Annotated in this window: 17 protein-coding genes; all 17 read right to left on the bottom strand. The window is 64.8% G+C overall.

Annotated features, from left to right (window positions below):
- Window positions 1-4: 4 nt before the first annotated feature.
- The 17 genes from ACOMDU_RS01690 to ACOMDU_RS01610 all read right to left on the bottom strand — a co-directional run bounded on the left by ACOMDU_RS01690 (window position 5) and on the right by ACOMDU_RS01610 (window position 13,569).
- Complete coding sequence (locus ACOMDU_RS01690; protein WP_421128747.1) at window positions 5-1,021, bottom strand: phage major capsid protein; 1,017 nt, start codon at window positions 1,019-1,021, stop codon at window positions 5-7.
- 22 nt (window positions 1,022-1,043) lie between these two features.
- Window positions 1,044-1,433, bottom strand: a complete 390-nt coding sequence (locus ACOMDU_RS01685; RefSeq protein ID WP_421128746.1) for a hypothetical protein — start codon at window positions 1,431-1,433, stop codon at window positions 1,044-1,046.
- Window positions 1,434-1,469: 36 nt separating this feature from the next.
- Window positions 1,470-2,417 (bottom strand): hypothetical protein, encoded by a 948-nt coding sequence (locus tag ACOMDU_RS01680; protein WP_421128745.1) that lies wholly within the window; start codon window positions 2,415-2,417, stop codon window positions 1,470-1,472.
- Between the two features lie 117 nt (window positions 2,418-2,534).
- Window positions 2,535-2,696: a hypothetical protein gene (locus ACOMDU_RS01675; RefSeq protein WP_421128744.1), complete on the bottom strand. Its 162-nt coding sequence runs from the start codon at window positions 2,694-2,696 to the stop codon at window positions 2,535-2,537.
- A gap of 191 nt (window positions 2,697-2,887) precedes the next feature.
- Window positions 2,888-3,058 carry a hypothetical protein gene (locus ACOMDU_RS01670; RefSeq protein WP_421128743.1) on the bottom strand — a complete coding sequence of 57 codons (171 nt, stop codon included), beginning with the start codon at window positions 3,056-3,058 and terminating at the stop codon, window positions 2,888-2,890.
- Window positions 3,055-5,034, bottom strand: a complete 1,980-nt coding sequence (locus tag ACOMDU_RS01665; RefSeq protein ID WP_421128742.1) for a portal protein — start codon at window positions 5,032-5,034, stop codon at window positions 3,055-3,057. Before ACOMDU_RS01665 ends, ACOMDU_RS01670 begins: the two co-directional genes overlap by 4 nt.
- A gap of 12 nt (window positions 5,035-5,046) precedes the next feature.
- Complete coding sequence (locus ACOMDU_RS01660; protein WP_421128741.1) at window positions 5,047-5,505, bottom strand: terminase small subunit; 459 nt, start codon at window positions 5,503-5,505, stop codon at window positions 5,047-5,049.
- Between the two features lie 179 nt (window positions 5,506-5,684).
- On the bottom strand, window positions 5,685-5,948 hold the full coding sequence (locus tag ACOMDU_RS01655) for a hypothetical protein (RefSeq protein ID WP_421128740.1): 264 nt from the start codon (window positions 5,946-5,948) through the stop codon (window positions 5,685-5,687).
- Window positions 5,938-6,777 carry a rolling circle replication-associated protein gene (locus ACOMDU_RS01650; RefSeq protein WP_421128739.1) on the bottom strand — a complete coding sequence of 280 codons (840 nt, stop codon included), beginning with the start codon at window positions 6,775-6,777 and terminating at the stop codon, window positions 5,938-5,940. Before ACOMDU_RS01650 ends, ACOMDU_RS01655 begins: the two co-directional genes overlap by 11 nt.
- Before the next feature lie 360 nt (window positions 6,778-7,137).
- Complete coding sequence (locus ACOMDU_RS01645) at window positions 7,138-7,455, bottom strand: hypothetical protein (RefSeq protein WP_421128738.1); 318 nt, start codon at window positions 7,453-7,455, stop codon at window positions 7,138-7,140.
- 3 nt (window positions 7,456-7,458) lie between these two features.
- Window positions 7,459-8,139 carry a transposase gene (locus tag ACOMDU_RS01640; RefSeq protein ID WP_421128737.1) on the bottom strand — a complete coding sequence of 227 codons (681 nt, stop codon included), beginning with the start codon at window positions 8,137-8,139 and terminating at the stop codon, window positions 7,459-7,461.
- Window positions 8,136-8,621 (bottom strand): hypothetical protein, encoded by a 486-nt coding sequence (locus ACOMDU_RS01635; protein ID WP_421128736.1) that lies wholly within the window; start codon window positions 8,619-8,621, stop codon window positions 8,136-8,138. Before ACOMDU_RS01635 ends, ACOMDU_RS01640 begins: the two co-directional genes overlap by 4 nt.
- On the bottom strand, window positions 8,605-8,769 hold the full coding sequence (locus tag ACOMDU_RS01630; RefSeq protein ID WP_421128735.1) for a hypothetical protein: 165 nt from the start codon (window positions 8,767-8,769) through the stop codon (window positions 8,605-8,607). Before ACOMDU_RS01630 ends, ACOMDU_RS01635 begins: the two co-directional genes overlap by 17 nt.
- Window positions 8,770-8,789: 20 nt before the next feature.
- The gene (locus ACOMDU_RS01625; RefSeq protein ID WP_421128734.1) at window positions 8,790-10,481 is read right to left on the bottom strand and encodes a terminase large subunit; all 1,692 of its coding nucleotides are present in this window, start codon (window positions 10,479-10,481) and stop codon (window positions 8,790-8,792) included.
- Between the two features lie 34 nt (window positions 10,482-10,515).
- Entirely contained in the window at window positions 10,516-10,767 is a 252-nt protein-coding gene (locus tag ACOMDU_RS01620; protein WP_421128733.1) for a hypothetical protein, read from the bottom strand.
- Between the two features lies 1 nt (window position 10,768).
- Complete coding sequence (locus ACOMDU_RS01615; protein ID WP_421128732.1) at window positions 10,769-11,794, bottom strand: DUF3102 domain-containing protein; 1,026 nt, start codon at window positions 11,792-11,794, stop codon at window positions 10,769-10,771.
- Window positions 11,791-13,569 (bottom strand): PcfJ domain-containing protein, encoded by a 1,779-nt coding sequence (locus tag ACOMDU_RS01610; RefSeq protein ID WP_421128731.1) that lies wholly within the window; start codon window positions 13,567-13,569, stop codon window positions 11,791-11,793. The genes ACOMDU_RS01615 and ACOMDU_RS01610 overlap by 4 nt, the downstream gene beginning before the upstream one ends.
- Window positions 13,570-13,571: the final 2 nt, after the last annotated feature.

Here is a 13,571-nt window from a genome sequence, read left to right as displayed (position 1 = left end):
CCTCTTAGGTGAGGTCGGTGCCGGTGGACATATTGCCCGCAGCGATGAACCGCCAGTCCACGAAACCGGCGCCGAAGCGGGCGCGGCCCTGCCAGACGTTGTTGTCGTTGTTGGTGTCGATGATGGACTTGACCTCCAGCGGCACGCGGTCCTGGAAGATGGGGCCGTCGTTCAGCTCAATGAACTTGCTGTCCAGCAGGAAGAAGGGCTTTTCGCTGCTCTTGCCCATGTCGGCCAGCGCGGCGGTCAGGTAGGGATCCACGATGATGTTCCAGCGGCCGAACTGGTAGTTGAAGGCGTTGTTGCCGGAGGTGGGCTCCTTGTCGGCGCCCACGGCGGAGAACACGGCGTCCTTCAGCGCGCCGTCGTTGGGGATCCAGATGGTGTCCGGGGCCACGCCCAGCAGCTCGCCGTTGTCGCCCTTGATGTTCTGCATCTCGGTCTCGATCTTGCCCAACAGGGTGTTGGTGAAGGTGCCCTTGTACAGGTTGGTCTGCTTGGCGCCGTCGACCTTGTTGGGGTGGGTCTTGGAGAACAGGGCCTGCCCGTCGGCGCTGCCGCAGGCGAAGGTCTTGCCCTTGTAGGAAACGGTGGTGCCGTACAGGCCGCCAGCGTACAGGATACGCCCGAACTTCTCGCGGGTGCGGCCGTAGGCGGTCACCAGCTTGTTGGCGCGCTGCTTCATGGTGCCCAGCAGGCAGTCCTCCACCAGCTCCTTTGTCACGGAGAAGGACTGCTTGAACGTCATGTTCACGATGTCCCGGAAGTAGCCATCCTCAAAGCCGGTCTTGGGATAATCGCCGCCTTCTCCCACGGGCTCGAAGTCGCCCATGGCGGTCTCGCTGGAATAGCGCTCCGCCCAGTGGCGGCTCTTTTCCATGCGGTACAGATAGGGCAGCAGGCTCTCCCGCTGGAACGCCTCGCCCCGGCTCTCCAGAAATGCCTTCAGCGGCACCTGGCAATCGCCGTAGATGGTCCCGTTCAGCCCGGAACCGATAGAAACGGTCAGAAAACCACTCATGTTATGTATCTCCTTTCTTCGCTCAGAACTTCACCGTCACGTGGGAACCGACGGTCTGGCCGTCGATGCCGGTGACCTCTGCCACACCGCTGGTCTTGGTGGCGGTGACCTGCATACCGTCGGTGTGCAGGGTGACCTTGTCGCCCACGCCGACGGTCGCGGAGTCCGCGGGGGCCACGCCGAGGGTGGTCTCGAACTCCATGTACTTCTGCACCTCCACGCACGGCACCACGCCGTTGTCGTCGATGGGGCCCACGCACACATGGCTGGGCGCCACAGCGCCGCTGCACAGCGTCACCTTGCCGCTGGCCAGCTTCAGCGCCTCGCCCACCTGGTAGGTCTCGCCGTCAGTGGGCTGCATATACACGATGGGGGGCGTATTGCCCACCAGCATTCTGCTAAGCATGAACATAGTTTGTTATCTCCTTTCCCGCCCCATGTCGGGGCTTTACTGTTTGTAGAATTCTCCGTATGCGGCGTTGATCTCGTCGTCCGTCGCATTGGGATTGATCTCGCGGTACAACTCCTTCTGCCGCGGCGTGGCCACATAGGGCGCCTCACCCGCAGCGCCGGGCACCGGGGCCATGTGGCGCTTGCCGCTTGCCTGCTTGATGCCCGCCTGCTTGGCTGCCTCCATGCGCCGCTTGTCCACGGCGGCGCGGTTGGCCATATAGAAGGCGTCCTCGATGGACAACCCCTTTTCCACATAGCCGCGGAAGGCTTCCCCGGTGGGCATGGCCACGATGTCCTCAAGGCTCTGGACGCTGCCGTCGTACTTCACGCGCACCGCCTCAAGGCCCTGCCGGATGGCCGCCTGTGCCTGTGCGGTCACGTTCCGCGCTTCAGCGCTCATGCCCTCCAGGCGCTGGCGCTGCACCTGCTCCCGCAGGGGCTTCACGGCGTCGTCCACCATGCCCTGCAGTGCCGCCGGATCCACGCCGGCGGAGAGCATCTGCTCCTCGCGCTCCTGTCTGGCCTTGGCCTCCTGATAGGCCTGGAAGTCCGCCTCCGTGCGGATGGGCTGGCCGGTGTAGGGGTTCGTCTGGCCCGCGAACAGGTCGGCATACACCGCGTCCACGCGGGCCTGCGCCGCCGCTGTCAGGGCCTGCCGTTCCGCCTCGCGCTCCCGTGCCCGGCGTCCGTAGGCCTGCCGGCTGCGCTCCTCGGCGTTCTGTCCCGCTTCCGCGCCCGGCGCTGCTGCGCCGCCTCCCGCTTCTTCAGGATCTCCGCCGTCCTCATGGGCCTCCGTGCCCGGCTTCTGTGCCGCGCTTTCTTCTCCGGCGCCGCCGGTACCGTTTTCCACAGGCTCCTGCGTGCCGCCGTCCGCTGCGCCGCCCTCATCGGGCAGCTCCACGCCGAAGGCCTCCGCATAGTCCTGTTCCGTCAATCCGTTCATGGTGTTCTCCTTTCCGATTTTTCCGCGTTCGGTGCGAATACGCCCCTTTTCCGCCGGGGCCAAGCGAAATGTCCCGCCCGCAGGCGGTGATGTGTCGTCGGTGCCAGCAGGACGCGCTTACTTGCGCTTATCCTTGCTGCCGCCATTCCCGGTCCGAAGGTCGGTGCCGGTGAAGCGCACGGTGCCCTTCTGGGCAGGCGCTGCCTTCTGGGCGGGCGCTTCCACGCGCTGGCTGCCCACGTTGGCGATGCTGCCGATGTAGCCTTTCTTTTTCTCCATGCCTCATGTCCTCCTTTCGCCGTATTCGGGTTTTTCCCGCCGTCCCGCCGGCGAAACGTTGTCCTGTGCAGCTCCGGGGCTGCGGTGGATGCCCCGCCCTTCGGCAGGGCGTCCGGTAGTAAGACAGGAGGAAAATCTGTCTGGCTCCGGGCGGCGTGCGAAACCACCCACCGCGGCCCCGGATGGCCGCCTCACGCTTCGGCCGCGCCGTCCGCCGCCGGAGCGTCCTTCTTTTTTCTGAGCCGCCGGTCGTACCGGGCACATTGCGGGTTCCGGCACACATAGGCGGTCTCGCTGCCGCCGTCCGCGTTCACCGTGGCGCTGTAGATCATCATCTCCAGTCCGCATTCCGGGCACTTCATGCCATCTCGCCCCCTCCCTGCTGTGCCGCCATCGTCAGCAGCTCCTCCGCCGTGGGTTCCGTGCCGCCGCTGCCGCCGGGGCTGTCCGGCGCCGTCGGCGGCGTCTGTTGGGCCTGCCGTGCCTGCTGGCTCTCCATCTGATCCCGCAGGCTCTTGACCATATCCCCGGCCATGGGGTAGTGCAGCTTCTCCATCTGCTCCCAGAACCGCAGCAGCGTCGTGATCTCCGTGGGGCTGCCCATGGCGCCCTCCTGGAAGTTCATCCGCGTCTCCTTCCAAAGCGCCTGCCGGTCCGAGGCCAGCGGCGCCGAGCTGTCGCAGGAGAACAGAAAGTCCGTGTTGTACTGCCAGTCCCCCGCCTCGTCCTGGTACAGGAAGTCGTGGCGGTCGAAGGTCACATACTCCACGTCGCCGTGTTCGTCCGTCCGCCGGATGGTCCGCGGCTCATCGCAGTAGGCCAGCATCCATTTGAAGATGGCTTCAAACAGGTCTTGATACATGGCCCGCTTCATCACCCGCTTGCTCTCCAGACGCCCAGCCGCCTGCTGGGCGCTGAACTCCTTGGCCACGGCGCTGGTGGCCGTTGGGTCCTTCCGCCCCTGCATACTGTCCGTGATGCCGATGGTCTGCCGTGCCTGCTCGTAGATCTGCGCCATCATGGCCAGATCTGTGTTGATGTCCACCTGCGTGTTGAAGGTCTTGATCATCTCCACCTGCGCCGGGTTCTGCAGCTCTACCCGCACGCCGTCTTTGTCGGTGATGAACTGCGCGCCGGGCGGCACGGTGGTGAAGCTGCCGCCGGACAGCACCTTTGTGTTCAACTTCGTGCAGAGCTTGTTTAGGCTGTTCTGCTGGTCAAAGATGGCGTCAAGGTCGCTGCTGCCCCAGAACCGCCCCGGCATACTCACGTTTTTGCGTATGACCAGCGGGAACACGTCCGGCTTGTAGTAGGGGATGCGCGTCTGCTCCTGCCGGTAGGCCGCCTCCGTCATGGCCACCGCCGGACCGCCGCCCGGCTGCATCTGCGGCAACAGCACGCCCGCCTCCAGTGCCACCGGCTGGCCCATCTCGTCCCGCACGGTGCTCACCGCCGGGATCACCGCGCCATTCCGCAGCACGATGTCCTCCGTCAGCTCCTCGTACTCCATGACCTCATCCTCAAACTTCTTGGAGCCGCAGTAGGCGCACTTCTTGCCGTCGCCCACGGCGCCGCAGGCGGTGCAGCGGTGTACCCGCCGGAGCTGATAGTCCTCCAGGTCCTCCAGCACCACGTCGTTCACCCAGCGCAGCCGCCCGATGCCGCCCTTGCCGTTGCGGTAGTAGGCGGTCACCATCGTCACCAGCTGGTCCGTGGTGTCCGCCGATGCGCCCAGCCGCCGGGCGCCCGGATCGCTCTCGTTCTCGTTGTTGACGTCCACGCCGTAGAACTTTCGGATCTGTCGCTTCGTCTGCGGCGTCTTGAGGAAAAAGAAATCCATGTCCGCCACCTGCGTCATGCCGGCCTGCGGTACGATGCCATAGGGGTGGACGAGACTCACCTTCAGATCACCCAGCCAGTCTTTCCCGCTGACGCTGTCCAGCCAGTCCACCAGCAGGCCGTAGCCGCCCTGCACCGGGCTCAGTCTCTCGCCCTCGTCGTTCATGCGCTCCGAGGGCAGCCGGTCCATCACATCCCGCAGCATGGCCTCGATCACGTCCGCCAGCCACTCGTCCTCCTCCCGCACCGCCGTCACCTTCGGTGAAGGGATGGTGCTGTCTATCTGCGTTTCGATGATCTCAAAGCTCACGTTCCGCACATGGCTGGCAAGGCTCTCCCTGGCCTTGGTGCCGTCCGGGGCGTAGATGGTGTGCCCGCCCTCGTACTGCTGCTCCCGCCGGAGCATCCTCTCGCGTTCCCCGGCGATGGCGTTCTCCGCCAGCGTCAGACGCTCCTGCCACACCTGCAGCTTCTCTTGGTCCTTCCTGTTCATGTTCATGGCTTCCTCCCATCAAAATTCCCGGCCCCCGCCTGTCAGCATCGTTTCGTAGTCCGCGCCCTCGTCCTCGTCGTCCTGTCGGTTCATGCGCTCGATCATGTCGTGCAGCATCCCCAGCGCCTTCAAACAGCCCTTGGAGTCAAACTGCCATTGGCCGCTTTCCACGTAGGCCCTTAATTCGCTGTCCCACTGCATCACCGGCTTGGCGGCGCTGCACCGCTCGTACACGCGCCAAACCTCCACCGCCAGCGAGTGGCGCGTTACGCCCAGCGCCTCAAACTCTGTTTTCAGCAGCTCGTCCCGGTAGGCCTGCACCGCCGCATCTTTCATCAACCGGCTGGCCGTGTTGGCCGCGCTCTTTGCGCTGTATCCGGCCCGGATAGCGGCCCTCGTGCCGTTCATATCGATAAGCCACTCCCGCACGAAGCGTTTTTGCTTCTCACCCAGCCGTTTTTCCGTCCTGTCAGCCACGCCGCCAGCCTCCTTTCCCGCCGGTGAATACTCTCCGTTTTATCCATTGTGCAACACTTCAACGTGCAGTTATCACGGAAATGCGGAAAAACGCAAAAAGCCCGGAGGCCGTGCAAAATCAAAGCTTCCGGGCAGTTCATTCAGTTAAAGCGTGTCAGTTATCCCAGAAAACGAGCCGTTTACCAGCTCTCGTAAAAGGCCTTCCTCATGTCGTACAGCACGCTCTCCGTGATGGCGTGGTCCAGCGAGATGGACGTCACGCTTTTCCGGGTGGTCATCAGCTCAAAAAGAGCATGGCTGTACGCACCTCCGACCATGTCGCAGGTGTACTTGACCTTCTCCTGTATCCACTTTGGCTGCTCCGAGAGCGTCAGACAGGTGTAGCGGATGAAGCCCTGCTTCTCCTCCGGCAGCTTCACACCCCGCAGCTTCTTAAAGCCCATCCCCGTCACCTCCCTCCACCGGCTCCCCGGCACAGGCCACAGCCATCTCCTTGCTGCCGCCCACCTTCCGGGCGGGATCCCGCTGGGCGGGTATGTACCGCACGAAGTTCACCCCGGCCTCCGGGTCGTACCGCGTCCCCGGCAGCGCCGAGGCCCCCGCCGGCACCCGCAGCGGCGCGGGTGACCAGGTGTACAGGTGCTCCACCTTCGGCTTGACCATGTTCCGGCTGACGCTGTACTTCTTCTCGTCCGCCACGCCCCGTGCCTGGAGGATGAGATACCGGGCCAGCGGGTAGTAATCCTTCTGCCGCCGCAGGATCTGCACGTCCACCGTGCCGTTGCCCCACACGTCGTCCAGCTTCTCGCCGTACAGCCAGAACACGCCGTCCTCCAGCCGCAGGCCGTGGCCGGAGATGACAACATGGACGTGGACGCGCACCAGCTCCCCGGTCTCGCCGTCCATCTCACTGGGCACGATCACCCATTTCAGCGCCTTGCCGTGCTTCTTCATCCGGTAGGCCACACGGTCCGCGAACTTCCGCGCCTCCTTCTTGGCCCCTGCCAGCGTGCCGCCGCAGGCGGTCAGCGCCTCGTCGGTGAAGGACAGCGTCAGATACCCGTCGCCGTTGGTATAGTTGCAGTTCAGTGTCCGCGCCAGGGCGAGGATGGCCTGCTGCCGGTTGTTCTCCTGCTTCTTCTCGCTGCTGGCACCCTTGATCCGCGCCCCCCGCCGGGAGGGCCTGCGCCCCACATAGGCTTTGCGGCGCTCCACCACGGAGCCGCTGGTGATCTTGGTGATCATGTACATTCCCTCCTTCGCCGTCGTCATGGTTTGCTCATCCCTCTCCCGCGATAAAATAGCATAGGTCGCGCCCGTGCCCGCACGAGCCGCCTGTTCATTTCTCCGCCCGCCGGTAAAGCCGCCTGCCCGCCGTCCACGGAGGAGCCGTCACGTGGTGCCGTTCCTCCGCTGCAAGCGGCCTTCCCGCCAAACATAGGCTTTTAACGAGCCCACAGATACGCGCCCGCGCGTATTATATATAAGGTAGTCAGACACTCATATCGCCGCCCCGACCTGCCTACGTCAGTACACCACGCATGAGCGCAGTCCTTCAGCCCGCCAGGGCGGCTATACCAATGTCCGCCGATGCCATCGCCCAGCCCCTTCCGGGGCTGGGCTTTTTCTCATTTACGTCTGTTCCTCCACCGCCCGCTGGGCCTCCGCCGCCATGCCCGCGAAGGCCGCGCAAAGCGCCGCGGCGCTGGCGTTGATGGCGCCCATCTCAATGAGGGCCTCGTCCTCGTTGCCGTCCTTGATGGCGTCCCACAGCTCGCTGTGCAGCTTCTCCAGCGCCTTGGCGTCCCGCTTGGTCTCCTCGATCCGTTGCCGCAGGACCGCCCACGCCTCATAGAAGCTGGCATAGTCCCGGCCCATCTTGATCCGGCTCTGGCTCTGGGCCTCGGTCACCGTCTGGCTGACCAGCAGCGCCACATTCACATCCGCCATGGTTTAGTCCTCCTTCCCCGCCGCTGCCTCCGGCACGCCCTCCAGCTCCACCGCCACCGGCTCGCCGCCTACGCGCAGCCCGCCGGTCATCAGCAGCTCCACACGCAGGCGCATCTCCGTGAAGCGGCAGCGCTCCACCGTCACAGGAGCCTCGCCGTACCCGGCGTCCACCGCGCCCCGCAGCAGGTCGAACAGTGTCTCCACCGTCACCACCTTGTCGTCCTTCTCCGCCGGCGCGGAGGCGCTTTTCGTCATCACCGCCATAGTTTCCTCCTTCTGCTCCGGCACAGCCGCCGGAACCGTTGTTTTTTCTGTCTCCGCCGCCGGGCGGGGCCTGCTGTACTTCGGCCGCATGAGCCCCTGCCGGCGCCGCCATTCGGCGAGGCGCTTCTCCGGCACGCCCAGCTTCCGGGCCATCTCCTCGTCGGTGAGGCCTGCCTCAAACATCTGCCGCGCTGCCGCGGCGTCGAAGCTGAGAGGCCGCCCGCCGCCGTGGCTCCGGGGCTTCAGCATTAGTGCCCCGGCCGCCTCCAGCACCTCTCGGATCTCCCGCGGCGTCACCGCGTTCAGCTCCGCCAGTATGCCGATCTGCCGCTTAGGATCGCGGGCGGTGCGGTAGCTGCTCACGATCTCGCTCTCCGACATCTGCAGGTGTCTCACCGCCCCCCCTCCTTCGTTTTTCATTTGCCCATCTCCTCCTTCAGCCAGTTTTCTATGCTCTGTATCGTGTCCGGCAGGACGGTCTCCGCGCCCTGCGCCTTGGCGTAGCCGTCAAAGCGAAAGTCGAACAGCTGCACCGCCAGCTCCCGGTCCGACATCCGCCGGAGGACGTCGCCTCTTGTGGCCGGCACTACCACCAGTCCCACCCCGCCGCAGCGCGGGCAGCCCTGTGGCGTCACGCCCCGGCACGTCGGACAATACACCGTCTTCCTGTACAGCTCCTCGCGGTTCACCTTCACTCCAGTACCACCTCCACCATGGGCGTCCACCCACTTCTGCTTTTCCTGCAGCACCGCGATCTCCTCGGCGTACCGGGCACACCGGTCCGTCAGCTCCTCGATCTCATACGACGCCTCGATGCACAGGTCGTAGATCTCCACGGTGGCTTTTCGCGTGTCTCGCGGCAACTCCCGCAGCCTTTCCACCAGCTCAGTCGTCTTGCTCATCGCAGAACACCTCCTCCAGCAGCTTGTCCAGTGCCTCCTCGCTCTTTTTGGTCAGACGCCGCTGCCGCCAGCGGTCCTCCACCGCCAGCGCACCGGCCGCCAGCCACAGCAGCGACGCCGCGCCGCATACGATACTGAAAAAATCCATGTCGCACATTCCTCCTGTTTTTATTTTTCGGAGCGTTTCCACTCCGCTTCCAACTGTTTCCGCGCCGCCGGATCCGCCCGGCGCCAGTCCTCCCACATATCCTTTGTCCAGTGCCGCCGGTCCGCGCCGCCGGAGTCGGAGGTGTACCGCTGCTGGGTGCGGGCCGTGTGGGCGATGGCCGCTGCCATCACCAGGTCGTCGTGCTCTCCCGCTGCCGCCTGCGGCTTACGGTTCTCGTCGTACACGAAGGTGATCATCTCCCCCAGTGTCCACGCCGACATCACCAGCCCCGGCTCCTCGTCCATCACCGTGTGCAGCGTAGCCAGCATCTGAGGCCGCGTCTTAGGGGACGTCACCCATCCTTGAGACTTGACCATCACATTCTTAAAGGTGTCGAAGCGCTCCCGCTGGTAGAGTGTCGGATAGTGCCATTCCTCCAGCTTGTTCTCCGGGTAGGTGGAGAAGTTGACCTCCACCGCCGCCAGCGCATCGTTGTAGTACCGGCCCAGGCAGTAGATCTGCCGGGCATACTGTATCTCGGACAGCGGCATCTGCAGCTCCGCTACCTGCGCCCCGGTGCGGTTGTCCAGTACAAAGGCCGTGAAGCGGTCGCTGCCCTCTCCGGCCGTGTCGCCGCCCAGTACATAGGGCGCGCCCTTCTCCGGCGTCTGCCAGATACGCACCGCCCCGGTCTCGCCAGGCTCGTACCGCCAGTTCCGGGGCGCGTCCCCCGGCTCCGCCGGCTCGTCGAATACGAACCAGCCCACGGAGTCGGGCGCCGGTGCGTGCATCCGCTGGCGGCCCAGCGCCGCGTTGTCGAAGTAGCCCTCACCGCTGAGCAGGAACGCCTCGTCCGGCGTGTTGGGGTACTCCTGCCGGAACATGGCCGCGTCGTTGCCGCAGTTGGCCTTGATGCACCAGCGGCGCCACATGAGCTGCTCGTTGTCCAGCCCGAAGTCCTGCCGCAGCTTCTCCTCCTCGTCGCTCCACACGGTGCCCGCCGGCACGCTTTTCCGATACCCCGGCTCCAGATACCACGGCAGAAATACCGGCGTCCATGCGTTGACGCCTGCCACCGCGTCGTCCCACAGGGTTTTGAAGTGGTCGTAGCCGTTGGCTGTGGACTCGATGACCACCATCGTGTCCGGCTCATCCGGCACCGCCTGCATGATGCCCAGCAGCAGCTCGTCCTTGTTTTTGGGCCAGAAGGCGTATTCGGAGATATGTACATTGGTCAGCGTATCGCTTCGGCCCACGCCGCCCTTTCCCGCCGTCTGGCAGCGGATAGAGCTCCGCAGGCCCGGCCGGCGGCGCTTCTCCTTCTCGTCCTTGGTGGGGTTCTCGAACACCAGCTCCTTGGCGTTGGAGTTCTTCCGCATGGGCTGTGCGCCGGGCGGCAGGCTGTCGTAGAACAGCTTGTTCATTTTGAACAGGTTGGCCGTGGCCGTGTTTTCGTGGGCCACAATCAGCGTCTTGACGTTGGGGCGCGTCACCGTGTCCTGGAACATCAGCCCCTCTGTCACTGTGGAGATACCCTCCTGCCGCCCCTTGAGGACGATCAGGCGAATGGGCCTCCCCTGCGCCGCCTGCTGGCGGATGACGCCGTACAGGTTGTTCTGCGCGTCGTTGAAGCGCAGGTGCGCCATCGTCTGCTTTTTCGTGCGTATCCACAGCAGGTTCTCGCAGTATTCCTTGGGGTTCCGCAGGTTCACACCCTCGCCTCCTCTCCTCAAAGCCGCCGCCCGTTCATCGGGCAGCCGCTTTCAAAAGAGGGCGGTACGGGGCGGCCCACGCCAGCCCCGCCGCTTCTCTCTTTGCCACGACCTTGCGATACAGCCGCTGGGCTGTCCGGTCGTCCGTTACGATGTCGCCCCGCAGATAGTAGGTACACCCATTCGGGGACTCCGCCTTTCGTGTGTGGTTCGTCTTGCCGGCGTAGTCGCATTTGTACCCATCCCGGCCGGAGCGCCACACGCAGCTTCTGCAGTGCTCCGCCATATCAAGCGCCCACCTTCCGCACCTGGTCGGCCAGTGCCAGCAGCGCCCGCCGCAGCTTCTCCTGCTGGCTGTCCGGCAGCGCCTGCAGCAGTGCGGCCAGGGTGTTCACGTTTTCCACCGTCTGATCGAACACCACCTTGAACTTGGCCATACCCTCGCTGCTGGCCGCGGCGGCCAGCTTGTGGGCGGCCTCCGCCTCGGCCTTGTAGCCCTTGGCGGCGTCCAGTGCGCTGTCGCGCTCCCGTTCAGCGTCCTGCAGCTCCGACTCGGCGGCCTCCTTCCTCTCCTCGGCAGCCGCCGCCTCGCCGCGCGCCTTCTCCAGCGCCTTTTCCAGCGCCGCCACCTGCCGGGCAGCGGCGTCCTCGGCCTCCTGCCGGGCAGCGGCCAGCTGCTCCTCTGTGGCGTCCCTCTGTTCAATGGCCACCTCCGTGGGCCGGTTCTTCAGTGCCTCCAGCTCTCCCCGCAGGGCTTCCACATGATCCCGCGCCTCCCTGGCGGCTTCGCGAGCGGCGTACAGGTCCGCCTTGGCCTGTTCCGCCTCCTGGCGGGCGGTGTTGCGCTCTGCTACGGCCTTTTCCAGCTCCTTCACCGTCATCTCCGCCGCGGTCTTCTCCTCGCCGTTCACCTCATGCTTTTCGCCGGCGAAGCTGTCGCGTTCCGTGTCCGGCAAAGCCAGCAATACCAAGGCTTTCCGCACGCCCAAATCCGCAACGGTTGCGGATTTGCCGTACTCTTTCCACAGCCGGATATACTGCTGCGCGCTGCGCTCGGAGAACTCCACCTTTTTCTCCAGCCACGGCAGCCACTCCCCGTGGGAGAGTTGTGCCTTGGCCTCCACCAGCCGCTTGCCAATCTCCAGAATGGCCATGCCGGCCTGCTGCTTGTAGAAGTTGATCTCCTCCGTGATGACGTCGATGTCGCGCTCCTCAAAGGCCTCGCTCATATCATCCTCGCTGAACATCTTGCTCAGTTCCTCGCCCTCAGAATACCCCTCCGGCGTGGTGTCTACCATGTCATACATACTCATGCCGCGTTCCTCCTCGCTCTCTTTTTCGGCAGCTTCGGCCTGCCGTCCTCATCTCGTTTGCTTCCGGCCTTCAGCCATTTCAGCCACGGATCCAGCACCCCGGCGTACAGCTTTCTGGCACTCTCCCGGTCCGGGTTATCGGCGCAGCCCTCCAGCTCGTTCCGGTAGCCGTGTACCTGCACGACTGTGTTGCCGTTCATCTCGATGGTTGCCAGCGGCGTGTGGGGCCTGTCCCGCCGGCGCAGGAACAGGATGGTTGTCGCCCCCGTCATGTGCCGGGCAGCGTAGCCGCCTACGCAGTGCTTTAGCGCCTTGCCCTCGTCCACGATCTCATCGGCGTTGACCGGCGCGCGGATAAGGAAGTCGTCCGTCCAGAATAGATACTTTTCAGACAGGGCGCGCAGCCGCTTCCTGTAGGCCTCCGCGGCGGCTTTCTGCGCCGCTGTGTCCTCCGCCTTCCGGTACTGGCGCTGTATGGCGCTCCACGCCGCTGTCACCCGGTCATGCTTTTCCACAAGGTCCCGCGGCATGAGGATCAGGGGGTTTTCCATGTCCATCCCGCAGTGCTCCGCCGCGTCCAGATAGTCCTTGTATAGCTCCAGCACCCCTCTCCGGGTGCTGGAGCCGGGCCTGCCGCCTTCCTGCAGCGCTACCCGGTTCTTTTCCAGATAGGCCGTCAGCTTCTCCGCCGTGATGTCCAGCCGCTTCAGCAGGCGCACGGCGTAGTTCTCCTCGCCGCGGCCGATGGTGGCCTCAGCGAGCCACGCCGCGGTTTCTATGGTCATTTTCAGCGGCGTGTCCCTGTGCCGGATATACAGCCGCAGCACCCGCATCGGCTCTCCCACGGAACACGCCGCCATCGCTTCCTTGGGCGTGCATTTCATAAAGTTCCTGGGCTTGTCCGCGTCCCATTTGATGATGTCGGCGTTCCGCACGCCGCGCCCCACAAGGTCCTTCACCGCGTCCTCCAGCCCCAGCTTCACCAGCATTTCGATCTGGCGGGGGTAAAAGCAGCACGCCGTCAGCAGCTCAATGAAGTCATCCGAGGGGAGATGTATCTTTCTAAGGCCGCACCAGCGCATAAAGCCCTTGTCCGCCTCCAGCAGCCCGATCACGTCATAGCTGCTGCCCAGTTCGGCGCAGTAGGTGTAGGGCGAATGCACTTTCCACAGCCCGCCCTTGCGCCCGTTGCTCTTGCCGGGCGTAATCTGGCGGTGGTAGCTCATGGGTGTGCCGCCGCTGCACCACCACGGCCGCGTGGCCTGCTCCGCCACGCCCGGCGCGAAGCGGTACACACCCAGCAGTTTCATCTCCGGAAGCTCAGTCAGTACCGGCTCACCGTTCATACCGACGCGGCTGTAGTTCTTCTCACAGTCCCACGCCGTGGCCCATAGGGCGCCCCGCCACTGCCGCAGGATGACCGCTCGCCGGAAGCTCCACAGGTTGGCCCGCCCGCCGGAGTACCGCAGTTCCTTCACGGTGACCTCCGCGCCGCAGTATGGGCACCTGCAGCGCCTTTTCACCGTGGGCGAGTGGTCCCAGCCGTTCCGGGGCTCCGGCGTGTGGGGCGCGTGTAGCGCTCTCAGCTCGTCGGCGTTGTCCGTGTCCGGCTTGACGAAGGTATGCCGCCGGCAGCAGGTAGTCCATATCTCGCCCTTGCCGCAGCGCTTGAACAGGAAGTGCCGGAACAGTCCGTTGACCGCCTCCATCTCCTGCGCTGTGGGCTTCGGGGCCAGTCGCTCCAGCTTGGAGGCCCTCTCCTTTTCGTCCATCATGG

The organism is Vescimonas sanitatis (assembly GCF_049060325.1).
Classification (GTDB): domain Bacteria; phylum Bacillota; class Clostridia; order Oscillospirales; family Oscillospiraceae; genus Vescimonas; species Vescimonas sanitatis.
This window is presented reverse-complemented; position numbering and strand designations above follow the sequence as displayed.